At 36.9% G+C, this 25245-nt stretch carries 26 protein-coding genes; 4 read left to right on the top strand and 22 right to left on the bottom strand.

What is annotated here, in order from left to right; genetic code table 11:
* Window positions 1–13 precede the first annotated feature (13 nt).
* The 22 genes from BM239_RS01010 to BM239_RS00905 form a co-directional block, all read right to left on the bottom strand.
* Window positions 14–787 (bottom strand): SDR family oxidoreductase, encoded by a 774-nt coding sequence (locus BM239_RS01010; RefSeq protein ID WP_092205795.1) that lies wholly within the window; start codon window positions 785–787, stop codon window positions 14–16.
* 43 nt (window positions 788–830) lie between these two features.
* Window positions 831–1820, bottom strand: coding sequence for a 2-hydroxyacid dehydrogenase (locus BM239_RS01005; RefSeq protein ID WP_092205794.1), 990 nt, complete (start codon window positions 1818–1820; stop codon window positions 831–833).
* 10 nt (window positions 1821–1830) lie between these two features.
* On the bottom strand, window positions 1831–3099 hold the full coding sequence (locus BM239_RS01000; protein ID WP_092205793.1) for an MgtC/SapB family protein: 1269 nt from the start codon (window positions 3097–3099) through the stop codon (window positions 1831–1833).
* Between the two features lie 2 nt (window positions 3100–3101).
* Window positions 3102–4076, bottom strand: a complete 975-nt coding sequence (locus tag BM239_RS00995; RefSeq protein ID WP_092205792.1) for an ATP-dependent 6-phosphofructokinase — start codon at window positions 4074–4076, stop codon at window positions 3102–3104.
* Window positions 4063–4983, bottom strand: coding sequence for an alpha/beta fold hydrolase (locus BM239_RS00990; protein WP_092205791.1), 921 nt, complete (start codon window positions 4981–4983; stop codon window positions 4063–4065). The genes BM239_RS00995 and BM239_RS00990 overlap by 14 nt, the downstream gene beginning before the upstream one ends.
* Entirely contained in the window at window positions 4980–6338 is a 1359-nt protein-coding gene (locus BM239_RS00985) for a dicarboxylate/amino acid:cation symporter (RefSeq protein ID WP_092205790.1), read from the bottom strand. The genes BM239_RS00990 and BM239_RS00985 overlap by 4 nt, the downstream gene beginning before the upstream one ends.
* A gap of 12 nt (window positions 6339–6350) precedes the next feature.
* Window positions 6351–7412, bottom strand: a complete 1062-nt coding sequence (locus tag BM239_RS00980) for a class I fructose-bisphosphate aldolase (RefSeq protein ID WP_092205789.1) — start codon at window positions 7410–7412, stop codon at window positions 6351–6353.
* Between the two features lie 11 nt (window positions 7413–7423).
* A complete protein-coding gene (locus tag BM239_RS00975; RefSeq protein ID WP_092205788.1) occupies window positions 7424–8437 on the bottom strand; it encodes a type II glyceraldehyde-3-phosphate dehydrogenase in 1014 nt (337 codons plus the stop codon).
* Window positions 8438–8451: 14 nt separating this feature from the next.
* On the bottom strand, window positions 8452–9804 hold the full coding sequence (locus BM239_RS00970; protein WP_092205787.1) for an APC family permease: 1353 nt from the start codon (window positions 9802–9804) through the stop codon (window positions 8452–8454).
* 7 nt (window positions 9805–9811) lie between these two features.
* Window positions 9812–11167, bottom strand: coding sequence for an NAD(P)/FAD-dependent oxidoreductase (locus tag BM239_RS00965; protein ID WP_092205786.1), 1356 nt, complete (start codon window positions 11165–11167; stop codon window positions 9812–9814).
* Entirely contained in the window at window positions 11164–11625 is a 462-nt protein-coding gene (locus BM239_RS00960; protein ID WP_083645375.1) for a universal stress protein, read from the bottom strand. Before BM239_RS00960 ends, BM239_RS00965 begins: the two co-directional genes overlap by 4 nt.
* A 29-nt stretch (window positions 11626–11654) precedes the next feature.
* The gene (locus tag BM239_RS00955; protein ID WP_092205785.1) at window positions 11655–12170 is read right to left on the bottom strand and encodes a hypothetical protein; all 516 of its coding nucleotides are present in this window, start codon (window positions 12168–12170) and stop codon (window positions 11655–11657) included.
* A gap of 16 nt (window positions 12171–12186) precedes the next feature.
* Window positions 12187–12894: a lycopene cyclase domain-containing protein gene (locus BM239_RS00950; RefSeq protein ID WP_092205784.1), complete on the bottom strand. Its 708-nt coding sequence runs from the start codon at window positions 12892–12894 to the stop codon at window positions 12187–12189.
* Window positions 12895–12898: 4 nt separating this feature from the next.
* Complete coding sequence (locus BM239_RS00945) at window positions 12899–13699, bottom strand: AlbA family DNA-binding domain-containing protein (RefSeq protein ID WP_092205783.1); 801 nt, start codon at window positions 13697–13699, stop codon at window positions 12899–12901.
* A 107-nt stretch (window positions 13700–13806) separates the two neighbouring features.
* Window positions 13807–14082 (bottom strand): DUF5676 family membrane protein, encoded by a 276-nt coding sequence (locus BM239_RS00940; RefSeq protein ID WP_092205782.1) that lies wholly within the window; start codon window positions 14080–14082, stop codon window positions 13807–13809.
* Window positions 14083–14099: 17 nt separating this feature from the next.
* Window positions 14100–14318: an SHOCT domain-containing protein gene (locus BM239_RS00935; RefSeq protein WP_092205781.1), complete on the bottom strand. Its 219-nt coding sequence runs from the start codon at window positions 14316–14318 to the stop codon at window positions 14100–14102.
* 22 nt (window positions 14319–14340) lie between these two features.
* Window positions 14341–14556 (bottom strand): heavy-metal-associated domain-containing protein, encoded by a 216-nt coding sequence (locus BM239_RS00930; RefSeq protein WP_092205780.1) that lies wholly within the window; start codon window positions 14554–14556, stop codon window positions 14341–14343.
* Window positions 14557–14567: 11 nt separating this feature from the next.
* Window positions 14568–14837 (bottom strand): hypothetical protein, encoded by a 270-nt coding sequence (locus BM239_RS00925; protein WP_092205779.1) that lies wholly within the window; start codon window positions 14835–14837, stop codon window positions 14568–14570.
* Window positions 14838–15013: 176 nt separating this feature from the next.
* Window positions 15014–15217, bottom strand: a complete 204-nt coding sequence (locus tag BM239_RS00920; protein ID WP_092205778.1) for a membrane or secreted protein — start codon at window positions 15215–15217, stop codon at window positions 15014–15016.
* A 68-nt stretch (window positions 15218–15285) separates the two neighbouring features.
* Complete coding sequence (locus tag BM239_RS00915; protein WP_092205777.1) at window positions 15286–15888, bottom strand: WG repeat-containing protein; 603 nt, start codon at window positions 15886–15888, stop codon at window positions 15286–15288.
* 69 nt (window positions 15889–15957) lie between these two features.
* Window positions 15958–16539 carry a helix-turn-helix domain-containing protein gene (locus BM239_RS00910; RefSeq protein ID WP_015266932.1) on the bottom strand — a complete coding sequence of 194 codons (582 nt, stop codon included), beginning with the start codon at window positions 16537–16539 and terminating at the stop codon, window positions 15958–15960.
* A 169-nt stretch (window positions 16540–16708) separates the two neighbouring features.
* Window positions 16709–17131, bottom strand: coding sequence for an HYC_CC_PP family protein (locus tag BM239_RS00905; RefSeq protein WP_092205776.1), 423 nt, complete (start codon window positions 17129–17131; stop codon window positions 16709–16711).
* A 292-nt stretch (window positions 17132–17423) separates the two neighbouring features.
* Between BM239_RS00905 and BM239_RS00900 the strand changes: the two genes are divergently transcribed.
* The 4 genes from BM239_RS00900 (at window position 17424) to BM239_RS00885 (ending at window position 25244) form a co-directional block, all read left to right on the top strand.
* Window positions 17424–17840 (top strand): HYC_CC_PP family protein, encoded by a 417-nt coding sequence (locus tag BM239_RS00900; RefSeq protein ID WP_092205775.1) that lies wholly within the window; start codon window positions 17424–17426, stop codon window positions 17838–17840.
* A 134-nt stretch (window positions 17841–17974) separates the two neighbouring features.
* The gene (locus BM239_RS00895; RefSeq protein WP_092206734.1) at window positions 17975–21715 is read left to right on the top strand and encodes an efflux RND transporter permease subunit; all 3741 of its coding nucleotides are present in this window, start codon (window positions 17975–17977) and stop codon (window positions 21713–21715) included.
* A complete protein-coding gene (locus BM239_RS00890; RefSeq protein ID WP_092205774.1) occupies window positions 21712–22923 on the top strand; it encodes a TolC family protein in 1212 nt (403 codons plus the stop codon). The genes BM239_RS00895 and BM239_RS00890 overlap by 4 nt, the downstream gene beginning before the upstream one ends.
* A gap of 2 nt (window positions 22924–22925) precedes the next feature.
* Entirely contained in the window at window positions 22926–25244 is a 2319-nt protein-coding gene (locus tag BM239_RS00885; RefSeq protein ID WP_092205773.1) for a multicopper oxidase domain-containing protein, read from the top strand.
* The last annotated feature ends 1 nt before the right edge of the window (window position 25245 follow it).

Below are 25245 nucleotides of genomic sequence, written 5' to 3'. Positions count from 1 at the left end.
TTATATTTGTCTCTTATTGTGCTGTATAACCACCATCTATTACCAATTCAGAACCGGTCATAAATTTTGATTCATCCGAAGCTAGATAAACGACACCATAACCTATGTCATCTGGTTCTCCAAGGTGTCCAACTGGATGCAAACTTTCTAACTGCTTTTTGCCCTCTTCCACATCACCTTGGGCTTTTAGGAAATTTTCTACCATTGGTGTCCATATATAGGCGGGATGAATGGAATTAACCCGAATTTTGTAACCCTGTTTCGCACAATGAAGTGCTGCTGACTTGGTAAATATGGTTACACCACCCTTGCTGGCATTATAGGCAGGTAGATTGGGGTCACCGACAAGTCCTTCAATGGAAGAAAAGTTAATGATTGAACCTCCTTCTCCAGTCTCCTTCATAGCTTTGATACCATATTGAGTTCCCAAAAAACTACCATCTAGGTTGATACTTAAAAGGTTTTTCCAATCTGCAAGTGTGACTTCTTCGACAGTTCCACCAATTCCTATCCCAGCAGCATTAGCAACAATGTGTAGCTTCCCATATGTTTTGAGCGTAGTATCAATGACCATTTTCCATTCCTCTTCTTTGGACACATCTTGCTTTATGAAGATGGCTTCACCGCCATCATTCTTAATGTCTTGAACTACTTTATTTCCGTTTTCTTCATCTACATCTGTTATCACAATTTTAGCACCTTCACGAGCCAATAAGATTGCACTTGATTTTCCTAGTCCAGAAGCACCTCCCGTGACAATGGCTATTTTGTTTTTTACTCGATTCATAATTTTATAATTTTAAGTGTTACTACTAATTTTTGTTTCTTAATCAAGAAACTTCATTTCCTGAAACTTTACCTTTTTCAAAACAGTCTAGATTATATATCGTGGTTTCAGCAATATTTGTCAATGCTGTTTTGGTCAAAAAAGCTTGATGACTAGTTATTAATACATTATTGAATGTCATTAAACGGGCAATTACATCGTCTTGCAAAATATCGTCGGAATGGTCTTCAAAGAATAATCCTTCTTCTTCCTCATACACATCTATTCCGAAATACCCAATTTTTTTAGTTTTCAATCCTTCGATAACTGCTTTAGTATCTACCAATCCTCCACGACTTGTATTAATAAGCATTACTCCTTCTTTCATCAATGAAATGTGCTTGGTATTTATCAAGTGTTTCGTTGAAGAAGTAAGTGGTACGTGTAAGCTTATGATATCAGACTGTTTGCAGATGGTCTCACAGTCGGTATAGCTTACGTTATAAGAATTGATTAGATTTTCATTTTCAATGACATCTTGAGCAAGTATTTTGCAACCAAAACCGTGTAGAATCTTCACTAATACAGACCCAATTTTTCCTGTCCCGATAACACCGACAGTTTTTCCATTGAGGTCGAAACCAGTAAGACCGTTCAATGAGAAATTTTGGTCACGCACCCTGTTGTGGGCTTTAATTAATTTTCGGTTTAGGGCAAGTATTAGGGCCATTGTATGTTCTGCAATTGCATAAGGGGAATAGGCAGGGACGCGAGCCACTTTTATACCCAGTTCCGATGCTTTTTTTAAATCGACGTGATTGAAACCTGCTGAACGTAGGGCGATATTTTGAATACCGATAGCGTTCAATTTTTCTAGAACATTTGCCGAGCCATCATCGCCAGTAAAAAGACTTATTGTTTTGGAACCTGCGGCAAGTATTGCTGTTTCTTCGGTTAAACGACTCTCCAATAGTTTTAAGTGATGCTTGTCGTTATTCGCTTTTACGAGATACGGTTCTTCAAATTTATGGGTGCTAAATATGGTTGTTTTCATTCTTCTATTTTTAATTTCCTAATTGTATTAATATATAGGCTATACCAACGATAACGACACTTCCAAAAATGAGCATTACCAGTTTCCCCGTTTTTTTGGAACCTTTGAAATAGGTAATACCCAACTTCACTATCATATTACTTATGGTTGCGGTAATAATGACATTAGTTGCGAGTACGAGTTTGTCTTCTAAAGACCCAAATTTTGCCATACTAATAGTTATCGCATCCGTATCTGCCAATCCTGCAATTAGCGCTGAATAATATAAACCGCTTTCGCCAAAAAATTGATTTCCATAAAAAACTGCAAATAAGATAACCACATAAATACCACCAAAGCCAAGGGCGTTCAATATATTAAGTGGGTTGCCAAGGTCAATTGCTGTTTTTGATACTTCAGTATTCTTTCGAATAAATAGGATGGCACTTATCAAACAGATCAGTGTTAGGATAGTAAAGGGAACAGCCAAATAAGAAAGTATGGCACTATTAAAAATATAGGCCAAGATGGCAAGTCTTGGGAACATTATGGCAGAAGCTATAATGATACCGGCAGCATATTCTTTTGAAAGTTCTGGCGATTCTTTACTGCGCGAAGCATATATCCAAGCTACTGCGGTACTTGAAATCAATCCACCCAAAATTGCAGTGAGCAGAATACCTCGTTTAGAACCTACGTATTTTACAAGAAAGTAGCCGATGAAATTCAGAAAAGAGACAATCACTATTATTGCTCCAATCTCAAAAGGGTTTAACAAACCTTCTGGACCATAGTCTTGATTTGGTAAGAAAGGCAAAATCAGAAGCGCAATAATTGCGAACTTAATAAAGGCAAAAAGTTCTTCTGAAGTAATATTCTTAATGAAGGTATTAAATGTTGTTTTCAATGATAATAGAGTAACTACTACTACCGCGGTAGCAACTGCTTCTTTATGCAAATGATTAGCAACCATAACTCCCAAAATCAACGTAGCGAACAATGCCATATTGGTTGTAATTCCAGTCATAATGTGTTTTTGTATCATAGACAGATGACTTAACGAAAGAAACAAAAGGAATGCCGCCGCAATGATAATGACCAACCAAGGCGTATAGGCTGTGGAAAGATTTCCCAAGATAAAACCAATAATGGCGACAATCGGGAAGGTTCTTATTCCGGCAAAACCTTGTTCTTCCTTCAATTTATCGTATTCACGTTCCAATCCCAGAATAAGACCAATGCCCAGGCTGATAAGTAATCCGAGGATAAAGGGGTTGATATTTTTAAAAGCTTCTATCATTTCTACTTTCCAAATAGTTCTAAAAGTTCATATAATTCAGTATTTACTTGATGTTGCTTGACCACCTCTTTAAAAGGGGTTAGATGCAATTGATTATTCAAAACACCAACCATTGCATTCTTTTTACCTTGTGAAAGAGCGTTTATACTTGCCACTCCAAGTCTAATTCCCAACATTCTATCTAAAGCAGAAGGATTTCCGCCTCGCTGCACGTGACCGAGTTTTGTAATTCGTAAATCGACATTGGAATTAATCTCCTTTATTTTTGAGGAAATAAGTTCAGCGCCTAACTCATCACCTTCAGAAACCACAACAAGGAAAGCATCTTCGCTATTGTAGTTTTTGACCTTATCCAATAGGTATATAAAGTCTTTCCCGCTCTCGGGAATTAGTATGGCATCTGCACCTACCATTAATCCAGAATGAATAGCGATGTAACCTGAATCCCTTCCCATTACTTCAACAATAAATACGCGGTTGTGGGATTCGGCGGTGTCCTTTATTTTGTCAATATTTTCAATGGCTGTGTTTACTGCGGAATCAAAACCAAGGGTGTAATCAGTACCGGAAATATCGTTGTCGATAGTCCCAGGAATACCTATAAATGGGATATCGCATATTTCTGAAAAAGCCAATAGACCTTTAAAAGTACCATCGCCACCAATAGCAATTAAAGCATCTATGTTGTTTGTTTTTAGAGTTTGCAATGCTTTTTTACGACCTTCCAATTCCAGAAAGCGTTTGCTTCGTGCTGTTTTTAAAATGGTGCCACCTTTTTGGGTTATTTTTTTTAGTTCGTGAGATTTTAATGGCATCAAATCACCATCTATCAATCCTTCATAGCCTTTTCGAAAACCACTTACTTTTATGTTCTTTACTTCAGCAGATTTGGCAATGGCATAGAGTGCAGCGTTCATCCCAGGGCTATCACCTCCAGATGTAAATACACCTATATGTTTAGTTTTATTCGTGCTCATTGGATATTGTTTTTTGTAACCTTATTTCTGAAATAGTAAAATCTTGAATTGCTTTCCAAACAAATTCTGCTTCTTTCAGAAAGAACTGATGATCTCCTTCAGATGAAGTAATCAATTGTGCATTTTTAAATTCCTTTGATAATTTTAAGGCATTTTCTAAAGGTGCCGTGGTGTCTTTTTCTCCGTGAATAAAAAGCACGTCTTTATCCGAAATTTTCCTTGCCATCGCATATAAATCTGTTTTCAAAATGACTTCTGTGAGAGAATAATAATAACTCATCCAATGATGCTTTTTTGCATCTTCATAGACATCATCCGTGAGGTTATCGGGCTTGAAAGCACGTGACATAAAAATGGGATGAATCATACAAATGTATTTCGAGAATTTGCTTGTTGAAATCCTATCTACAAAAGAATGCGACGACATAATTTCTTTAAATTCATCAGCGTTTTTATAAACGGGTATGCTTATAAAAATTCCTTTCTTGAACCAAGTGGGTTGCTTTTCCAATAGCGCCATTGAAATCATAGCTCCCATAGAATGTCCCGCAATAATCGTTTTTCCATCATTGAATCCTTCTTTTTTAAGAATCAACTCAATAGCAGTTAATTGCATAGAAAGCGTATAGTCACTATTTGGTTTGGGCGAATCCCCAAACCCGAGAAGGTCTATTAAAAGCAACGAATGTGTTTTTTTAATGCTTTCTAATTCACGTTTCCAATAGTTTAAAGAGCCTGTTAATCCGTGCAACAAGACAAGTTTGTTCTCTCCAGAACCTGCTATTTCATAATTCAAAAGTGTTTCCTTGGCATTATAAGCTGGTTGCGTACCAATCTTGTAATGCTGATAGCTCGCTATCGCAACAACTGGTAGAATGAACACTATGGATATGAGTAGTAATGTCATTGTTTTAAACTCGATTTATCATTTGTTTTTTCACTAACCAAAACTGTAGTTTTACCATAAAATCTATTAAAAACCATACAAGCAGTCAAATCACCAGTTACATTAACAGCGGTCCTAAACATTCCCAAGAGTCTTTCCACACCAATAATGATGATGATCCCTTCAGCAGGTATGCCGACACTTCCCAAAACAGAAGCGAGTATAACAACACCACCTCCAGGGATGGCAGGCGTACCAATGGAAGCAGCCACAATAGTTACAATGACTACTATAATATTGAGTAAACTCATTTCCAGTCCGTAAGCTTGGGCAATAAAAAGAGTTGTAATAGTCTGATATAGTGCAGTTCCATCCATATTGACGGTCGCTCCAATGGGAATTATAAAATTACTAATAGTCTTATCTACCTTTAGTTCTTCTTCGGCGGTTTTTAGCGATAAGGGCATTACTGCCGCAGAACTTGTGGTGGAAAAAGCCAATAATTGAACATCCCTTATTTTTTTAAGAAAGTGCAATGGGTTTGTCTTTCCGAGAAGTACGATGAGTCCCAAATAGAAAATTACCAATAACAAAAGTCCAAGAAGCACGACCCCAACATAATACGTTAGACCTGACAATGAACTTAAACCAACACTAGAGGTAAGCTGCGCCATAAGACCAAAAACGGCGATAGGCACTAGAAGCATTGACCATTTTACCACCGTCATACAAACTTCCTGAATGGCACTTAAAAGAAGCTTTACTGGGCGCAGTAAAGAATTCTCAAGCGATAGCACAGCTACACCAATAATGATTGTGAAAATCACGATACTTAACATTTCACCACTAACCATAGATGCCAAAGGGTTTTCTGGAAGCAAGTTCGATATGGCATCTGGGATGGTTTCAAGACCAAAGGAAAGCTCTGGACTTTCCGTTGGGACAGCTGTAATTTCGTTATGTTCATCTAGAGCCTGCTGATGTAAAAAACGCCCAGGTCTAAAAAGTTGAGATAGTATAACACCCAAACTTACCGAAACTATGGTCGTGCCCAGAAAATATAAGAGAACGCCACCACCTAATTTTTTTAGACTGTGCTTGTCATTACTTGCGATTCCGGTAATTATGGAAGCCACGATTAACGGAATCATTATCATCTGTACCAACTTTAGAAATAAAACACCAGGCAATGCCAGCCAATTTCCTGCGATATCAGCTGTTTCTTTAGTAATCCACCCATTTTGAGGACTTAAAAGCAAACCAAACCCAACACCCAGAAATAAGGCAATGATAACCTTTAGCCATAGACGACTTTCTACCAATTTTGAGAGGTAGTGATTGAATGATTTAAGCGATTTTACTTCTGTATCGAACATTTCTTTTTCTTGTTATGCTATGCTAATTTTAGAATCTAAATAAACTTTTTGAACGGATTGTAGTACTTTCACACCTTCACCAAAGGGTTTTTGAAATGCTTTTCGACCCATTATAAGTCCAGATCCACCAGCTCTTTTATTGATTACTGCTGTAGTAATAGCTTCCACTAAATCGGACGCTCCTTTAGAGCCACCACCAGAATTAATTAACCCTATTTTACCCATATAACAATTGGCTACTTGTAACCTACAAAGGTCAATGGGATGATCTGTTGTCAACGTATCATACATTGCATCATCATATTTTCCGAACCCTATCTCTTTAAAGCCAAAATTGTTTGTAGGCAATTTTTGTTTAATAATATCTGCCTGAATAGTAACACCCAAGTGATTGGCCTGTCCAGTTACATCGGCAGCAGCGTGGTAATCTTCTTTTGCAGTTTTAAAGGCTTCGTTTCGGGTATAGCACCATAAAATGGTAGCCATACCTAAATTGTGAGCCTCTTCAAAAGCCTCGGAAATTTCTTCCAGTTGTCTGTTGCTTTCTTCAGAACCAAAATAGATGGTAGCACCCACAGCAACAGCTCCCATATCCCACGCAGATTTTACTTTTCCAAATAGTGTTTGGTCATATTTATTAGGGTAGGTAAGTAGTTCATTGTGGTTAATCTTCACTATAAATGGAATTTTATGGGCATATTTTCTTGCATTTAATCCCAAAACACCAAAGGTTGAAGCCACTCCATTGCATCCCGCTTCCATTGCCAATTTTATAATATTCTCTGGGTCAAAATAATCAGGGTTTTTATAGAAGGAAAAGGCTGCGCTATGCTCAATGCCTTGGTCAACAGGTAGAATGCTCAAGTAGCCTGTGCCACCAAGATTTCCGTGGTTATATAGTTGTGAAAGACTTCGCAGTACTTGCGGATTTCTATTACTTTGGGTAAATACCTTATCTAGGCTTGTTCTACTAGGGGTTTGCAGTTCGTCCTTGGTTATTTTTTCACAAACGTGTTCTAAATAGAAGTCTGCTTTTTCCCCTAATAGTTCTGTAATATTTATGTCTGTTTTCATTTTATTAGTGATTAAAGAATTCCTAAACTTTCATTTGTTTTGGCGATGGATTTTGCACCATCTGTTTCAATTCCAGTTAATGCTCTAATGGCATCAATCGTTTCGGGGATTACAATGGCTTGATTATCTACCACGTATGCATAAAAAAGTTCGTCGCCCTGTACTTTCAACATATCTTCCCATAGGGCTACTTCGTACATATCGCCCCAAGGTCTTCCCATATCCAAAAACATTTCCTTAATGGTGTTGTTTGAAACTAGGCCTTGGTCATATTGAATCAGTTTGATGCGACTAGACGTTTTGAAAGCATTCAGCACTTCTTCTTTTGAGGCTTGTTTTTTTAACTTCACGTTCCAATAGTGCATATGGCTCAAAGTTTCTGGAACCTTTACTGCGGCAGTGATGACATCCAAATCTGGGTCAACACTTTTAGCATCAGGGCCTTGGTGGCTCGGGATGTCTTTTTCAGGAACCATCGTATTCATAATACCACCTAAATGGCTTTCCCAAGGATCTGTTGCTCTTCTCAAAAGTGTTCCTCTGGCGTAATCCAATAAATTGGCTCTTTTTAAAGCGGTTAATGTTCTTAAGATGGAAGTGGTGTTGCAGGAAACTACACGTGTAGCATCTAGATTTAGAGCAGACTGATAATTGTTTTCAGCACTAAAGGAATGGCCTGTGGTTTCGTGTTTTTCGCCTCCGTGTAAAATAAATTTGATGTTTTGTTCTTTATAAATTGCTACATTTTGAGCCGCAATCTTTTTAGGGGTACAGTCCACAACGAGATCCGATTTTTTCAACAGGTCGTGCATATCGCCTTTTACTGAAATACCTTCAGATTTCATTTTGCCTTCTGCTTCTTGAGTTGCAGCGTAGATATCGTACTCTTTTCTTACCGCATTTTGAATGCGCCAATCGCTAATGATATCACACGCGCCCGAAAGTTTCATATCGTCTTGTAGATTGATGGCATCCGCCACCCTTTTTCCAATGACTCCGTATCCTATAACTGCTATATTTTTCATATAAATTGTTTTTATTAATTATGTTTAATTGTTTTTTTAGTTTCCATTCCCATTGGCATATTACCTTCATCGTCTGTATGCGAAATCATAAAAAACCGTTCCGCAACAAGAATCAGGATAATTCCAATTGCTGCTACGATGAGCACCATTGGATCATTCAGATATTTTATATATAGAAAGGCTGCCAGTACTACCGTGTCCATTACAATAGCTATTAACGGAATGATGGGTTTAAATTTCACCTCGTTTTTTAGGTTGCGAAAAAGTCCCCAATGGATAGCTATATCCATAATAAGGTAGAAAATAGCTCCTATAGAAGCGATTCTTGTTAAGTCGAAAAGGGCAGTGAGTAAAATGGCAAGGGCAACCGTGAATATGAGCGCTGGGTTTTTAAAATTACCCATTTTTTTTAAAGAGGGTATCTGTTTCATATTGCTCAACATCCCCAATAAGCGCGATGCCGAAAATACACTGGCGATAACCCCTGAAAAGGTTGCTACAATAGCGATGGCTATAGTGAACCATAAACCCCATTCCCCAAAAACAGGTTCGGCTGCTGCTGCCAAAGCATAATCTTTTGCCTTTATTATTTCAGGGATGCTCAAACCACCTGCAACAGCAAGTGCCAAGGCCACATAGATAAGTGTGCAGATAAGAATTGAAATCACAATGGATCTTCCAAGGTTTTTGTGTGGATTTTTGATATCTCCACCTTGATTCGTGATTGTGGTAAACCCTTTATAGGCAAGGATCGACAATGCCAATGCCGCTACAAAGCCAAATCCTTTTGGTAAGGTTTCGGTATTTTTTGGGATATAGTCTCCTGTAATATCTGCAAATCCGGAAGCTATCAGACCTGCAATCGCAAGTAGTGCAATGCCACCTACTTTAATAATTGCTGTAAAAGTGGCCGTTGCTCCAATTACTTTATTTCCTAGAATATTTATAACATAAGCTGTTACCAAAAGTAGAATACCAAGAATGGATGCATAACCGGCATAACTTTCTGGGAATAATCGAAGGGTATAAGCGCCAAATGTTCCCGCCACCAAACTTTGTGCGACAACCATTGATACATACATTAATAAGGAATAGACACCTGTTGTCGTTCCAGGACCATAGGATTTATTGAAAAACTTAACCACCCCTCCAGATGACGGAAAGGCATTTGAGAACTTTACGTAAGAATAAGAGCTGAAACCCACTACAACAGCTCCTGCAATAAAGGCAATCGGGAACAGATCACCTACTAACTCGGCTATTTGCCCCATAAGGACAAATATCCCAGCACCTATCATTACACCAGTACCTAGGGATATGGATCCTATTAGGGAAAGCTTATTGTTTTTATCTGTTGTGTCTTTCATTCGTAAATTATTTCTTTGTGTTATTAACTGAAGGTTTTGGTTTAAAATTTCTAATAATCAGGCGGTTGCTCTTTTCATATGTGAAATAGCTTACCGCCCAATTAAAACCAACCATCAATCTATTTCTAAATCCGCTTATGGATAATAAGTGTACAATTGACCATAGCAACCAAGCGAAATAACCTGCAAATTTGAATTTGCCCAAATCAGCTACAGCCTTGCGTTTTCCTACGGTGGCCAATGAACCTTTGTCTTTATATTCGAAAGGGTTCACGCCTTTATCCTTAATAATTTTCAATAATACATTACCCAAATATTTACCTTGCTGAATAGCTGTTTGTGCTACTTGCGGATGTCCTTTCGGCGTTTCTTCTGTAATTACAGCCGCTATATCGCCTATGGCAAAAATGTTTTTGTAACCTTCTACCATTAAAAATGAGTCTGTTTTTAAGCGGTTGCCCTTAACCACGTGTTTTTCATCAATACCTTTTGGGAACTGTCCTTTAACACCCGCCGTCCAGATAAGATTTTTAGCCAAAATGGTCTTACCACTTTTGATAGTGACTTCTTTTCCATCATAATTGCTTACAGCTTCATTTAATAATACCTTTACATTCAAATCTTCTAAATATTTGAGGGTTTTCGATGATGCCTTGTCTGACATCGTGCTTAACAACTCATCAATGGCTTCTATTAAATAAATATTCATAATGGAAGAAGGGTACTCTGGGTAATCTTTGGGAAGGATATATTTGCAAAACTCTGCCAAAGCTCCTGCCATTTCTACGCCTGCTGGACCACCACCTACTATTACAAAATTTGTCAACGCGTCGCGTTCTTCATCATCACAAGTAATAGCTGCCTGTTCCAAATTTTGCAACATCATATGACGGATGTTGAGGGAATCGCGAATATCCTTCATCCCCAAACTATTTTCGGCCACAGAATCCATCCCAAAGAAATTGGTGGTCGTGCCAGTAGCCAACACTAAATAGTCATAAGAAATACTTCCCTTATTGGTCAATATAGTATTTGAATCAGGTTGAATTTCCTCAACTTCAGCCAAACGAAAGAAAACATTTTTATAGCCATTGATTTGTTTTCTGAATGGAAATACAATACTGTCAGGCTCCAGGGCACTCGTTGCCACTTGATACAATAAAGGCTGAAACTGATGGAAGTTATTTTTATCGAGTAAAACCACTTGAACTTCTTTGTGTTTCAGTTTCTCAACCAATGCCAAACCTGCAAACCCACCACCAACGATAACCACACGAGGTAATTTAGTATCGGGGAGACATATCTCATCTGTTATCTTACAAGTGGATTCTAATTTAATGCTATGTGTTTGCTTTTCTTTCATTTTTTATTTCTATCTCTTGCAATCAGTACTGAACATTTGGCATTTGTGGTCAAATATTGGGATACAGAGCCCAATACTAAGCGAGAAAAAGCACCGAGACCCTGAGAGCCTACTACAATTAAATCTGCACCCCAATCTTCTGCTTTTTCATTAATAATACTTTTGGGCAGTCCGCTAACAACGCTTGTGGTTATGGTAAGTGCTTTGTTTTCGGCCTTGATTTTATCGGAAGCCTCTGAAACGATTTTGTTTCCCAATTTTTGAGCGTTACTTTTAATTTCTTCTATGTAATTTCCTATCTTGCCGCCCATAGTATGCAATCCCAGACTGGTTGTTTTAGGAACTTCATAAACATTTATAATATGAATTTCACTATTTGAGGATAAAGTCATTTTCTTAAGCTCGTTAATGGCTACTTTACTAAAATCTGAACCATCTATGGCCAATACAATTTTCATAATTTGAAGGTGTTATTAATTGAGATGTCCTATGCCTTATTCTTGTTTATAAATGTTTGGGCATCTTCTTTCGATATGAAGTAAAAAACACTTCCGCTGTTTTTATCCTGAACAATAATTGCCGAAGCTTTATCTACTTTTGAATCATTAAGAGGGTTTACGCCAAAACGGACATCACCCAGATTTTTCTGTAATTTTTCAACACAATTTTCACAACAACCGTAATAAGTAGTTCCGTTGGCTTCAATAGGTATTTGCGTTACGCCCATAAACCTGTCGTTTACCATACACACTTTGTCGTTTGGGACAATTTCATAGTTTTGGGCAGCAGAATTGTTTTCTTTTATCTTTTTAGAGACTTCGGTATTTGACTGTAGTGCACTTTCAGTAACTTCTTTGTTCTTGTCGGCACAAGATAGAAGCAACATTGAGAGCAATAAAAGCATTACAAGACCTATGGACAATCGATAAATCTTTTCCACTGGGTTTTTACGGACTATGACTTGCATCTTACTGTTTTTTTTATTTAAAGGGATTTGTTTCATTTTATATAGTTTTAAATTAATTACGTGCTTTATTTAAGTGTATAAGTTTTCGCCAATAGATGTGTTCGTACAATCCAGACCAGTACATTCCAAAGGTGAAGGCGAACAATAATTCTTCAAAGGGGATTCCCAGAACCAGAATATGGGTTAGGCTGTCAAGGTTCCAGTACAGCTCAACATATTGCGGATAAAATGGAAGGATACTTCCGAAATAAATGAAGTACAATACCGTAAAAAGAATTCCCCCAACCCATATCTTTCCTTTTAAATCCGGACGACAATAAAGGGTTGCTAACCCACCTATGAACAAAGCTATAATGCCGCAATAAATGTGATTGAGCGACGTAAATAGCGCTAGAATGATGAACACGTATGCTGGCGTAAAAAGTAAATAAATATGCAATCGGTGCCTGCTATGACTTCGTTCGCTATGCGGTATGCGGGCAAGACCTCTTTTAAAAATAAGATTGTAGAGTACCGTACCAATACCACCTATGGCGAAAGAGAAGATTAAACTTTCAATATCAAAACCTGTTTTTTCCGCCAAATCAAACAGTGAAGGTGGCATCCAATATTCTGGAACAAATAATGGTTCTGTTAAACCAAAGGGCATTGTAATAAGGCTCATTTTAAGCATTTCTTTTCTATTCCCTTTTTTAGACAAGAAAATAACTGCCCAAAGTGCAAGAATAATGAGAGACCATATAAACCAGACGTATTGCATAGACCTATTGTTTTCTATTTTCTAAATAATTAACAGCTTCCTTAACCGTCAATGGGTAGGTTGCATTACCAGTACGCACATAGAATGTGGTGTTTTCGGTATCGTTGACATAAATGGGTTTTTCCGAAGGTTCGATATCCACTACGCAAACATCTTTTTCATTAATATCGTAGAATGAAATATGGTTGCTGAAACAAGCCTCGTGACCCAATTGTGTAGAAATAATCCTGAACACCTCACGTTCATACCCATCCCTGTTTTTGTGCTTTAGGGTTTTATAATCTTTTTCCAGTCCCAGAACATTTCCTTCGTCATCAACACCAATTATTAATTTCCCGCCTTTTGCGTTCATAAACCCTGTGATGGTTTTGGCTATAATCACTTCTAGGTCGCGATTGGTAGATTTACGGTAATAGTCATAACGTATGGAAGACTTAAATTCTACTCGTTCATTTTCGCCAGATTCGATTAATTCTTCAATATCACGAACAAGTAATCGCTGTTGTGCGCCTATAAGTTCATTTTTCTTTTTCAGTGTTATCCAAAACAAACCTGAAACTATCCCCAAGAATCCCCCCAATAAAGTTAAGAGGCCGCCCATTCCCTGCATATCGAAAGTGAAGGATTCCAAAAAGCGTTCAATTAAGATTTCTTGGAACAAAGAGAATGATAAGGTTGTATCACTGTATTCAAACCAATAGAGTACCATTGTAAAAGGGTGTACCAGGAAATAAAAAATGCCTGCCCCAATTAACAAATGAGTCAAAATGGTCTTGATATTTCTATAAGTGGTACTACTTTTCATATAGTTGTTTTCTTAATTCAAGCGGTGTTGGAATACCTTTTAAATATTCTTGATAGAGGCATACACTAAACCGGAATGAATAAAATTCTTATTTCAGGAATGACAAATCATCTCTTTTTAATTTGGGTATTATAAAAACCTCCAATACAGGCACCTATTAGCCACCAAAGAATAAAAGTTTGCACTATTCCCATTAACACTTCTAATACAGGAACATCCATTCTAATGATATTGGTAGTATCCAAGCCGTGCAATAAGCTATTGAAAAAGGCGATTGTGCCTTCCCGTCCTGCTGTAGCCATTACTATCATACAACCCAAGTAAATTAGTGCTCCAGTAAGACCGAAAGCAAATCCGAGTTTTTTTACGTTTAATCGATACATAATTTTAAAGTTTTAAGTTAGCTGTCTGATTTTAAAATCTTTTTTGATTCTTCAAATTCTTCCTTGGATATTTCGCCTTTTGCAAAGCGGTTTTTAAGAATATTCAGTGGGCTGTCCTTCTTTGTTTTTTGATAAGGGATATCTGCCGGGATAAAAAATATCCACGCGAGTAAGATGACCCATATAATCCACCATATTAGGTGCATTCCGCCAAAATGTCCGTCGTAATAATGCATAATTTTAAATTTTAGATTGTTATTAATTTATTTCTGTAATTGTATAACCATTGAGCTCATCGAGTTGTTCTTGTAAGTCGGCAACCGAAAGTGCTGCATTCATCGTGATAAGTGAAGCACCTTTTGGTGCCAAGAAAATCTCTGCTTTTTCTATATTGGGGTGTGCTTCCAGGGTGTCTTTTACCCTAGCTACACAGCCTCCGCAACTGATTCCGTTTATTTGAAATTTTTGTTTCATTGCTTTTGTTGTTAATGTTTGTGTCCTTTGTGCTGCTCTTCAGCTTTTGCAGATGGTGCTTTTTTACCATTTTTGGTTTCATCATTTTGTTTATGCTGTGAATGGTTATGCCCACCGTGTCGATGCGAGCCGTGGGGCATAAATAAATGACAGGCAAACATAAAAATGATGAAAATAAAAAGTGATGAACCACCTCCTATACCAAATGAAGGTGCCAAAAAAATGAGCAATAATGGCAACCCACAGCCTATGAGCATCCATATCCAGTGATTGTTTTTCATTGTTTTAGTTTTTTTTAGTTATTAATATATTAATAGTTGTCTTTAGAAGTAAACACGTAGCCTAAATCTTAATCATTCAATGGTGTGTGTTTATTTCTTTTTCGCCTATCATATTCATAAATATGGCCATCCTCTATACAATTTGACCGGCCATTTTTATGCCAGTAAACTGTCTATTAAGAATGTTTAGGTTCGTCGCAGTCTTTAAATTGTTCAGGAGTTTTGCCACAAAATCCACATTGCTCTCCATTTTTATTAAGCATAGGGTTTTGGCTTGCGCAAGTTCCGGCAAACTTGCCGTCTTTTTTTGCCCAAAGTTTTATTGCTATTCCTGCAAATGCCAATCCCACAAGGATAAAAGTGATTACTATAAGTTTCATTTTTTAAGTTTATTTATTTGAATTAAACATTTATTTTAATTTCTTATTTATTGAATACGTTTTCATTATCATTCAATTTTTTTAACACGCCATTTCTTGTTACTACCTTTAATTGCTACTAAATTTTCCGAAATCAATTTAGATGTTATGGCAGGTGGGTTTTTATTGTCCTTATTTTTGGGTGATACGTGAATGGCCAATTTCGTTAAATGGTCGGTGGTCTTTCCTTCTTCATCTATAACCAATTCGAAATAATGGTAGCTAACCACGTCTTTTTTGAAAATGTCATTATACCCAATGGTTTCTTTTTCAACTTTTAACGCCAATGCCTTACCGTGTTCAAAGTTGGTGGCATTGAGAAATTGTGGTGTAATGACGGTTTTCCCACTTTTATCGATATAACCATAATAAAGAACACCGTTTTTTTGATGGGCAATTAAGCATTTCCCATTACTGAATATGGGATAGGCAGCATTTTCCGTTTTAGTTAGCACTAAATCATTTCGAAAATCAACGGTTAATTGTCCATCGCGGTCAATGAATCCCCATTCGTTTCCTTTTTTAATCGCAGCCACGTCATTATTAAAGGGCGAGATATAATCTATATTTTCTATAGTTTGTGCAATCCCCAGAAAAGGAATCAAAACTAATGTGATGAGTAGTTTTTTCATTTTTTTTGATTTAATACGGTAAAATTAACAACTGGCACAGGCATTTATCTGCACAACTTTCGTTGTTATCTATATAATTTCATCATAAAAACTTCGTTTCCAGTTTTCAGTATTTTTATAATCGGTCATACTCATACCAACAACGTCTTTAAACTGTCTAGACAGGTGGTTTACACTACTGTAGTCCAATAAATATCCTATATCTGAAAAGGAATGTTGTTTAAGCTGAATGAGCTCTTTAACTTTCTCTATTTTTAATTTGATAAAGTACTTTTCAATGGTTGTCTGTTGGTTGGCTGAAAATAATCTGCTCAATGTTTTGTAATCTTTATGAAGTCTTGAAGCCAATAGTTCAGATGTTTTTACCTTAATGTGTAACGGCAGTTCTTGCAATTGTTCAATTAGAATAATCTTGATTCTTTCTGTGAGCATTTCTTCTTCATTCTGAACAATTTCAAAATCATTGGCGTGAAGTACACTTGTAACGGCATCGATAATTTCATTGTTCGCTTTTTTTGGTGCTTCTACCAGCAACCTTCCCAATTCAAGGGAAAGCACTGTTACTTCAAGTTCTTGTAATTCTTGCTTAATTACTTTTAAGCAGCGGTTACAGACCATATTCTTAATCCAAAATTCTTTTGGTTTGTTCATAGTATAGAATGTATTGTCATTGAGTTTAGCTCAATGGTCTGATAGGTTTAGCCTAACAGGATTAATATTGTGTGGCGTTGTTGAGAATAGGGTACAACAAATGTTAGCCAGAAGTGAAATATTGGCTATAGAGGTAATGCAGATTAATTTTAACCTGCGATGTAGAAAATCAAATTAAAAAGGACTCGTTGAGAATTACAAGGTCTGTGGATAGCAATGGTGGCCTATAAGCCTTAAAAGGAACTGTGTTTTTCTCTAAACCTTCAAAAAGGTTGATATAAGAATAGACGAAATTGTTTAAGAAAACTAAAGTTTCAATCTCTGAAATTTTATTGGCCTTCTTGAAGGTGTCATCTCCTTCTTTCACGATGGTTTGATTATCGCAACAGTCTTTTTCTTGTATTGTAGTACATTGCTTGGAATCATTACCTTTTTTCTGTGCAGTCTCCGAACAAGATTCCGCTTTACTAAAAAAAGCCATATCTACCATTTTATTACAGCAAAAGTGCATATTTACCGTGAAGGAGGTGGTGGAAAACAGTATAAAAACTGCTAATAGAAAGGATAATATTCTAGTAAAAAGAGATTTCACAGTGTAAAGTTAATAAATTTTGTTTAATATTGAAGGATTTTCTAAAATTAAATACAATTGTTCAATTGTTTTATTATCAGTTTTTTACGAAAAAATAACAAAATTAATTGATACGAATATAATTCTAAAAGTTCAACAAAACTATGATTTATATCATATAAAGGAAACTGCAAAAGAATTTTATTTGTAAATAATATTCAAGCGGTTTAATGCGCAAAATAAACATTGATAAATCAAAAAAAAATGTTAAATGAACAAAATGAGATAAATTTTTTATAAATTTGCAACATTAATGAAAAAAGTTTTTCATAAAATATCATCCGTTTGTTTGGCACTTATCGTGTTATTGTCAACAGTTTCTTTTACTATTGATAGTCATTATTGTGGCGATACTTTAGTGGATTCTTCTTTATTTGGGCACGTTGAAACTTGCGGAATGGATAAACAACTATCCAAAAATGATTGTCAAAGTGAAGTTCAGGATGATTCCTGTTGTTCAGATAAACAATTAGTTGTTGAAGGTCAGGATGACCTTAAGATATCTTTTAACTCCTTAAATTTTGAGCAACAAGTCTTTGTTGTCTCTTTTGTACATTCTTATATCAATCTCTTTGAGACTCTTGATTCGCACATTGTTCCTTTTAGAGATTATGCAGTTCCCTTTCTCATACGGGATATACAAAAACTGCACGAGACGTATTTAATTTGATTTTAAACAGTTTCCGATAACTATCGGAATAATTAGCCCTATGGTCAATACGATTTTGGGCTCATTTTCTTGTGTTTAATATTTTGATTATATCAAGATATTATTCGATGTATAACTGTTTAATAATCATTGTAATGCTGAATAAAAGCATCAAATTTTTAATCGAGAACAAGTTAGTAGCCGTTCTACTACTTGCACTTTTTATTGCTTGGGGAGTCGTAAATGCCCCGTTTGAATGGAATACAGGCTCACTTCCTCGAGACCCTGTTGCCGTAGATGCCATACCGGATATTGGCGAAAACCAACAAATTGTATTTACGAAATGGGATGGTCGTTCCCCTCAAGATATTGAGGACCAAATTACTTATCCTCTAACCACATCGCTTCTTGGTATTCCAGGGGTTAAAACAATACGTAGTTCATCTATGTTCGGGTTTTCGAGCATTTATATCATTTTTGAAGAAGATATTGAATTTTATTGGAGCCGAAGCCGAATACTTGAAAAATTAAACTCATTACCAGCCGGACTTCTACCAGAAGGTGTTAATCCAGCACTAGGTCCTGATGCCACAGGATTAGGGCAAATATATTGGTACACCCTTGAGGGACGTGATAAAGATGGTAATGTTACAGGTGGATGGGATTTACAGGAATTGCGAAGCATTCAGGATTTCTACGTAAAATATGCACTGTCTTCGGCAAGTGGTGTTTCTGAAGTCGCCTCAATCGGTGGTTATGTTTTAGAGTATCAAGTTGATGTCAATCCCGAGTTGATGAGGCAGTATAAAATTGGTTTGAATGAAGTTGTAAAAGCGGTCAAACAAAGCAATAAAGACGTTGGTGCTCAAACGCTGGAAATCAATCAAGCGGAATACCTTATTCGTGGTTTGGGATATGTCAAATCTATTGCCGATTTAGAAAATGCGGTTGTAACATCGGAAGATTTTACATCTATACGCTTAAAAGATATTGCCAAAGTTTCCCACGGGCCAGCAACAAGAAGAGGCCTTTTGGATAAAGAAGGAGCTGAAGTGGTAGGTGGTGTTGTGGTAGCCAGATATGGCGCTAACCCAATGGAGGTAATCAATAACGTAAAGGAAAAAATCAACGAATTAAGTTCTGGCTTACCGTCAAAAACATTGAGTGACGGCAGAACCTCACAATTAACCATTGTCCCTTTTTACGATAGAACAGAGCTTATTCAAGAAACATTGGGCACGCTTGACGAAGCACTTACTCTAGAAATTCTAATTACCATTTTTGTGATTATTATAATGGTATTTAATTTAAGAGCCTCGGTATTGATTTCAGGATTATTACCAGTAGCGGTATTAATGGTTTTCATTTCAATGAAACTATTTAATGTAGATGCCAATATTGTAGCCTTGTCGGGTATTGCTATTGCTATTGGTACAATGGTGGATGTGGGTGTCATCCTTTCAGAAAATGTGCTGCGGCATATTGATGAAAACGACGAGAACTTGCCAATGAACACTGTTGTTTATAAAGCGACTGCCGAAGTATCTGGGGCTATCTTAACAGCGGTAATGACCACTATTATAAGTTTCATACCGGTATTTACGATGATTGGTGCCGAAGGTAAATTATTTAGGCCATTGGCTTTTACCAAAACCGCAGCCCTAACTGCATCACTAATTGTAGCTTTATTTTTAATACCACCTTTTGCAGCCTACTTATTTAAAAGGCGTAACGTAAAAAAGTCATTTAGCCTCATATTAAATGGTTTATTGATTGTTGGTGGGATTTTGGCACTAATATTCGGATACCCTCTTGGAATAATATTAGTTGCTTTTGGAGGGGTAGGTTTACTTTCATTAAAAGAAAAAATTACCCCAAAACGTGCTAATATTATCAATATTTTCATTTCAGCATTTGCCATCGTATTCCTATTGGCAGAATATTGGAGGCCATTAGGAGTTGATAGAAGCATCTTGATTAATTTAATTTTCGTAGGGCTTATCTGTTTTGGCCTTTTGGGCGTGTTTACCCTTTTCAGAAACTATTATGTACGAATTTTAAATTGGGCATTACGCAACAAGCTATTATTCCTTTCGGTACCTACTGCCATCGTAATTTTTGGAGTTATGATTATGAATAATACAGGTAAGGAATTTATGCCATCACTTAATGAAGGTTCTTTTCTGTTAATGCCCACATCAATGCCACACGCCGGCGTTGAAGAAAACAAACGCGTATTACAACAATTGGATATGGCAGTAGCAAGCATCCCTGAAATTGAAACCGTAGTAGGTAAATCTGGACGTACAGAATCTGCCCTAGATCCTGCACCTTTATCTATGTACGAAAATGTTATTCAGTACAAGTCTGAATATATCCTTAACGAGAAAAGAAAAAGACAACGTTTTAAAGTCAATGAAGATGGCTTGTTTGTGTTAAAGGATGGTGGATTGGTTACAAATCCAAATATGGAAGTTGATGTAGAAGACGACAAGTACAATGCATCCATTATTAAAGACCCTTTTAAGGTTAAAAGTTCACAGCTTATCCCCGACGATGGTGGAGAGTACTATAGAAACTGGCGACCAGAAATTGAATCACCTGATGACATTTGGAAAGAAATTGTGAAGGTCACAAAGCTTCCGGGAGTTACATCTGCACCAAAACTACAACCCATAGAAACACGTTTGGTAATGTTGCAAACAGGTATGCGAGCACCAATGGGAATTAAAGTAAAAGGTCAGGATTTACAGGAAATTGAAGCCTTTGGTGTACAATTAGAAGATATATTAAAGCAAGCAGAAGGTGTTAAGGAAGAAGCCGTTTTCGCCGACCGTATTGTTGGGAAACCTTATTTGCTTTTGGATATTGATAGAGATCGTTTGGCACGCTATGGTATTTCCATAGAACAGGTGCAGCAAGTCATTCAGGTAGCTGTTGGTGGTATGGTACTAACCCAAACTGTAGAGGGTAGGGAGCGTTATGGTATTAGGGTAAGATATCCTAGAGAACTACGAGCCAATCCTAACGATTTAAAAGATATATATGTTCCTGTTGAAAAAGGAAGCCCAGTACCATTAAGTGAGCTGGTTACTATTAGATATGAGAAAGGGCCACAGGTTATAAAGAGTGAAGACACTTTTTTAGTCGGTTATGTCCTTTTTGATAAATTAGATGGTTTCGCCGAAGTAGATGTGGTAGAAAATGCCCAAGCCCTTATTCAAGAAAAAATTGACAATGGCGAATTGACTGTTCCAAAGGGTATCAACTATCAATTTACGGGAACGTATGAAAATCAGTTGCGAGCAGAAAAAACATTGAGTGTGGTAGTACCTCTGGCTTTGGCTATCATTTTTCTAATCCTATATTTTCAGTTTCGTTCTGTTGGAACGTCATTAATGGTCTTTACAGGAATTGCTGTGGCATTTGCGGGAGGTTTTTTAATGATATGGTTCTACGGTCAAGAGTGGTTTTTAAATTTCAGCTTTTTCGGAGAAAACTTACGAGACCTATTCCAGATGCACACCATTAATTTAAGTGTTGCCGTTTGGGTTGGTTTTATTGCCCTATTCGGTATCGCAACCGATGATGGCGTAGTAATGGCCACCTACCTCACACAAACCTTTGATAAAAACAAACCTAAAGACAGAAAAGGTATAAGGGCATCCGTAGTTGAGGCAGGAGAAAAACGTATTCGTCCGTGTTTAATGACTACGGCGACAACCATTCTTGCTTTGTTACCTGTATTAACATCAACAGGCCGAGGGAGTGATATTATGATTCCAATGGCAATTCCATCCTTTGGAGGAATGTTAATTGCACTTATAACCCTATTTGTCGTCCCAGTATTATTTAGCTGGAAAGAAGAATTTCAATTAAAAAGAGCTACAAAATGAGATATATAGTTTTAATAGCACTTGTTTTTTTCGCTTTCGCGGAAGTAAATGCACAAGACTTAGCATCCTATATTCAGGAGGCTGAAAAGAACAATCCAGAAATTCAAGCTTTTGAATTGCGGTACAATATCGCCGAAGAAAGAGTAAATGAAGTAAACAGCTTACCAAATACTGAATTTAATTTTGGTGTTATGGCTATAGCTCCTGAAATGGATATGCCTATGGAACAATTTAGTGCCTCTGTAATGCAAATGTTACCGTGGTTCGGGACCATTTCAGCAAGGGAAAATTATGCGTCATCTATGGCAGAAGCGCAATTCGTTGATATAGCAATTGCGAAAAGAAAACTTTCATTGTCAGTATCCCAGTCATATTATAAACTCTATGCCATACGTGCAAAACAGCTTATTCTGGACGAGAATATTGAACTTTTACAAACCTATGAACGCCTAGCATTAACCTCATTGGAAGTTGGTAAAGCATCGGCGGTTGACGTACTTCGCCTTCAAATAAGGCAAAACGAATTAGTTCAACAAAAGGAAGTGTTGGAACAGGATTTTCAGGCAGAACAGACGCTGTTCAATAACCTTTTAAATCGTGAGGAAAATATGTCGGTAGATGTTGTGGAGGAAATGATGATTCCGGATGTTGACCCTCTGGTTTTAAATGAGAACCTTCAAATAAACCCGGAACTTATTAAATATGATAAGTTATATGAATCTGTTGAGCAGTCAGAGCTGTTAAACCAAAAGGAAAGTGGTCCTATGGTAGGGTTTGGAGTGCAGTATATTAACCAAGAAAATAGTCCAATGATTACCAGTTCCTTTAAAGATATGGTTATGCCTATGATTTCTATTTCTATTCCCATTTTCAATAAAAAATATAAGTCTTTGACAAGACAAAATGAGTTAAAACAACTGGAAATAAAATCTCAAAAAGAGGATAGGTTGAATAAGCTAGAAACACTTTTAGCACAAGCACTATATAACAGGAATGCGACAAGAATTAAGTTTAATGTCCAGACCGACAATTTAAAACAGGCAAACGATGCCGAAGAAATCCTGATAAAAAATTATGAGACTGGTACTATCAATTTTAATGACGTTTTAGATGTACAGGAATTACAATTGAAGTTTCAAATTAATCTTATCGAATCCATTAAAGGTTATTATGTACAATATGCCTTGATTAATTATTTAACACAATAAGAATGAGAACAATAAACATACTTACATTATTACTATTACTATTTACCTCATTTACTTTTGCCCAAGTAGGCACAAACGGAGCGGATAGAAAAGAAGAAGGACGACCTATTAAAGAGTATCACCTTACCATTGAAGAAAATAAAATGACGCTTGGCGGTTTAACCGCCAAAGGAATGACCATCAATGGAAGAATTCCCGGGCCGGTTTTGGAATTTAATATAGGCGACCTTGCCATTATTAATGTTACCAATAAAATGGATGAAGAAACTTCTGTGCATTGGCACGGTTTAATACTTCCCAATTTTTACGATGGCGTGCCTTATTTAACCACACCACCAATAAAACCTGGAACAACATTTCAATATAGAATCCCTATTAATCAATCAGGAACATATTGGTACCATTCCCATACGATGCTTCAAGAGCAAAGCGGCGTTTATGGTTCAATAGTTATTCAACCAAAAGAAAAAACTTTGGAATATGACAAAGATTTGGTAGTGGTGTTATCAGATTGGACCAACGAAAAACCTATGAATGTATTGCGAAACCTTAAAAGAGGAAACGAATGGTATCAAGTTAAAAAAGGTACAGCAGTTCCACTTAGTAGAGTCATTTCAGAAGGTGCTCTAGGTGCTCAGCTTAAATTTTGGAGAGACCGTATGGAAGGTGCAGACATTGCCGATATTTATTATCCCACATTTTTATCCAATGGTAAAAAAATGGTAGAGTACCCAGAATTCAAACCAGGAGAAAAAGTACGTCTTCGCCTCATCAATGCTTCTGCATCAACCTATTATTGGATGGATTTTGGAGCAGGGAACCCAATGATAGTTGCAAGTGACGGTGTCGATGTAACACCAGAGCAAAAAAACCGAATTCTTTTTGCAATTGCAGAAACCTACGATGTAATTGTGACCATTCCAGAAGGTACATTAGAGATTACTGCCACAGCACAAGACGGCTCTGGTAATACCTCAATTCGTTTGGGTAGTGGCAAGCTTTATCCAGCCAAAAGAATTGACAGACCTAGTAAAATAGAGATGATGAAGCAAATGGCTAAAATGGATATGAAAATGGGAGCACCTGCAATGGTTGGGAACAAAAAAAAGAATACACCTGAAGTTTTAATGCAGAAATATGGAATGAAGATGGATATGAAAGACGGGCAAATGAAAATGGGAATGCAGGATAAAATGTCAATGAAAGATGATAAGATGAATAGCCAAATGGATATGAAGATGGAAAAAGACGGTCATATGCACAATATGCAAATGATACAGAAAGACACCTCTTCTTTTGATTATAATACTCGTAAAACATATTTCAATTACGATTTTTTAAAGGCTAAAGAAAGCACCACTTTTAAGACAGATGCACCGGTAAATGATATTTTACTAAATCTTACTGGTAATATGCAACGCTACGTTTGGAGTATGAATGGCGTACCACTATCCGAAACCGATAAGATAAAAATCAAAGGGGGCGAAGTAACGAGAATTACGATGAACAACCTTACGATGATGCACCATCCAATGCACTTGCACGGTCATTACTTTAGGGTAATTAACGAAAATGGAGAGCGTTCACCACTTAAACATACCGTAAACGTACCACCGATGCAAAAAGTGGTTATTGAGTTTTATAACGAAGAATATGGCGACTGGTTTTTTCACTGCCACATATTGTATCATATGATGGGCGGTATGGCAAGGGTTTTCAGTTATGATACGCCAAGAGACAAAAGGATGGAAGAATATCCAGTCCAGAAACTAATCGATGAGACAGACCATTATTATTCGTGGGGATTGGCTCGTATAGGTTCAAACTTTAATGAACTCTTATTAACATCCAGCAATATCCGTAACGAATTTGGATTAAGGGCAGAGTTCGATTACGACAAAAACCTTGAGGCGGAAGTCAGCTATAACAGGTACCTGAATGATTGGGTGCGTCTTTACGTAGGTGTTAATACCGAAACTGAAATACCAAATTCTTTCGACGAGTTCAATACTGTTGGACTGGTTGGGGTTAAATACTTTACGCCTTACAGATTTAACGTAGATGTGAGTATGGATAATCAACTGCGTCCAAGAATACGTCTGGACAGAGAGTTATTGATTTTTCCTAGAATTTTTCTGGAAGGCGAATACGAATATAGAGCAGACTTTGGATGGGTCAATGATTTAGAGGATAATAAATCCTTTGAAAGTGAAACCCAATGGTTGGTTGGGGCTTCGTATATCCTCTCGCGTAATTTTTCAATCCAAGCAAACTACAATAACCGATATGGTTGGGGTGGTGGACTATTGGCAAGATTTTAAC

The organism is Algorimicrobium echini (assembly GCF_900115185.1).
In the GTDB taxonomy this organism is placed as follows: Bacteria; Bacteroidota; Bacteroidia; order Flavobacteriales; family Flavobacteriaceae; genus Algorimicrobium; species Algorimicrobium echini.
Note: the sequence above shows the minus strand (reverse complement) of the source record. Positions and strands in the feature narration are given on the sequence as shown.

Coding starts and splice junctions, on each gene's coding strand:
- BM239_RS00920 (WP_092205778.1), bottom strand. CDS start 15,217: ATGAAACTTATAGTAATCACTTTTATCCTTGTGGGATTGGCATTTGCA.
- BM239_RS00895 (WP_092206734.1), top strand. CDS start 17,975: ATGCTGAATAAAAGCATCAAATTTTTAATCGAGAACAAGTTAGTAGCC.
- BM239_RS00925 (WP_092205779.1), bottom strand. CDS start 14,837: ATGAAAAACAATCACTGGATATGGATGCTCATAGGCTGTGGGTTGCCA.
- BM239_RS00910 (WP_015266932.1), bottom strand. CDS start 16,539: ATGAACAAACCAAAAGAATTTTGGATTAAGAATATGGTCTGTAACCGC.
- BM239_RS00990 (WP_092205791.1), bottom strand. CDS start 4,983: ATGACATTACTACTCATATCCATAGTGTTCATTCTACCAGTTGTTGCG.
- BM239_RS01010 (WP_092205795.1), bottom strand. CDS start 787: ATGAATCGAGTAAAAAACAAAATAGCCATTGTCACGGGAGGTGCTTCT.
- BM239_RS00970 (WP_092205787.1), bottom strand. CDS start 9,804: ATGAAAGACACAACAGATAAAAACAATAAGCTTTCCCTAATAGGATCC.
- BM239_RS00935 (WP_092205781.1), bottom strand. CDS start 14,318: ATGCATTATTACGACGGACATTTTGGCGGAATGCACCTAATATGGTGG.
- BM239_RS00995 (WP_092205792.1), bottom strand. CDS start 4,076: ATGAGCACGAATAAAACTAAACATATAGGTGTATTTACATCTGGAGGT.
- BM239_RS00940 (WP_092205782.1), bottom strand. CDS start 14,082: ATGTATCGATTAAACGTAAAAAAACTCGGATTTGCTTTCGGTCTTACT.
- BM239_RS01005 (WP_092205794.1), bottom strand. CDS start 1,820: ATGAAAACAACCATATTTAGCACCCATAAATTTGAAGAACCGTATCTC.
- BM239_RS01000 (WP_092205793.1), bottom strand. CDS start 3,099: ATGATAGAAGCTTTTAAAAATATCAACCCCTTTATCCTCGGATTACTT.
- BM239_RS00890 (WP_092205774.1), top strand. CDS start 21,712: ATGAGATATATAGTTTTAATAGCACTTGTTTTTTTCGCTTTCGCGGAA.
- BM239_RS00975 (WP_092205788.1), bottom strand. CDS start 8,437: ATGAAAAATATAGCAGTTATAGGATACGGAGTCATTGGAAAAAGGGTG.
- BM239_RS00945 (WP_092205783.1), bottom strand. CDS start 13,699: ATGAAAAGTAGTACCACTTATAGAAATATCAAGACCATTTTGACTCAT.
- BM239_RS00885 (WP_092205773.1), top strand. CDS start 22,926: ATGAGAACAATAAACATACTTACATTATTACTATTACTATTTACCTCA.
- BM239_RS00985 (WP_092205790.1), bottom strand. CDS start 6,338: ATGTTCGATACAGAAGTAAAATCGCTTAAATCATTCAATCACTACCTC.
- BM239_RS00930 (WP_092205780.1), bottom strand. CDS start 14,556: ATGAAACAAAAATTTCAAATAAACGGAATCAGTTGCGGAGGCTGTGTA.
- BM239_RS00915 (WP_092205777.1), bottom strand. CDS start 15,888: ATGAAAAAACTACTCATCACATTAGTTTTGATTCCTTTTCTGGGGATT.
- BM239_RS00965 (WP_092205786.1), bottom strand. CDS start 11,167: ATGAAAGAAAAGCAAACACATAGCATTAAATTAGAATCCACTTGTAAG.
- BM239_RS00900 (WP_092205775.1), top strand. CDS start 17,424: ATGAAAAAAGTTTTTCATAAAATATCATCCGTTTGTTTGGCACTTATC.
- BM239_RS00955 (WP_092205785.1), bottom strand. CDS start 12,170: ATGAAACAAATCCCTTTAAATAAAAAAAACAGTAAGATGCAAGTCATA.
- BM239_RS00960 (WP_083645375.1), bottom strand. CDS start 11,625: ATGAAAATTGTATTGGCCATAGATGGTTCAGATTTTAGTAAAGTAGCC.
- BM239_RS00950 (WP_092205784.1), bottom strand. CDS start 12,894: ATGCAATACGTCTGGTTTATATGGTCTCTCATTATTCTTGCACTTTGG.
- BM239_RS00980 (WP_092205789.1), bottom strand. CDS start 7,412: ATGAAAACAGACATAAATATTACAGAACTATTAGGGGAAAAAGCAGAC.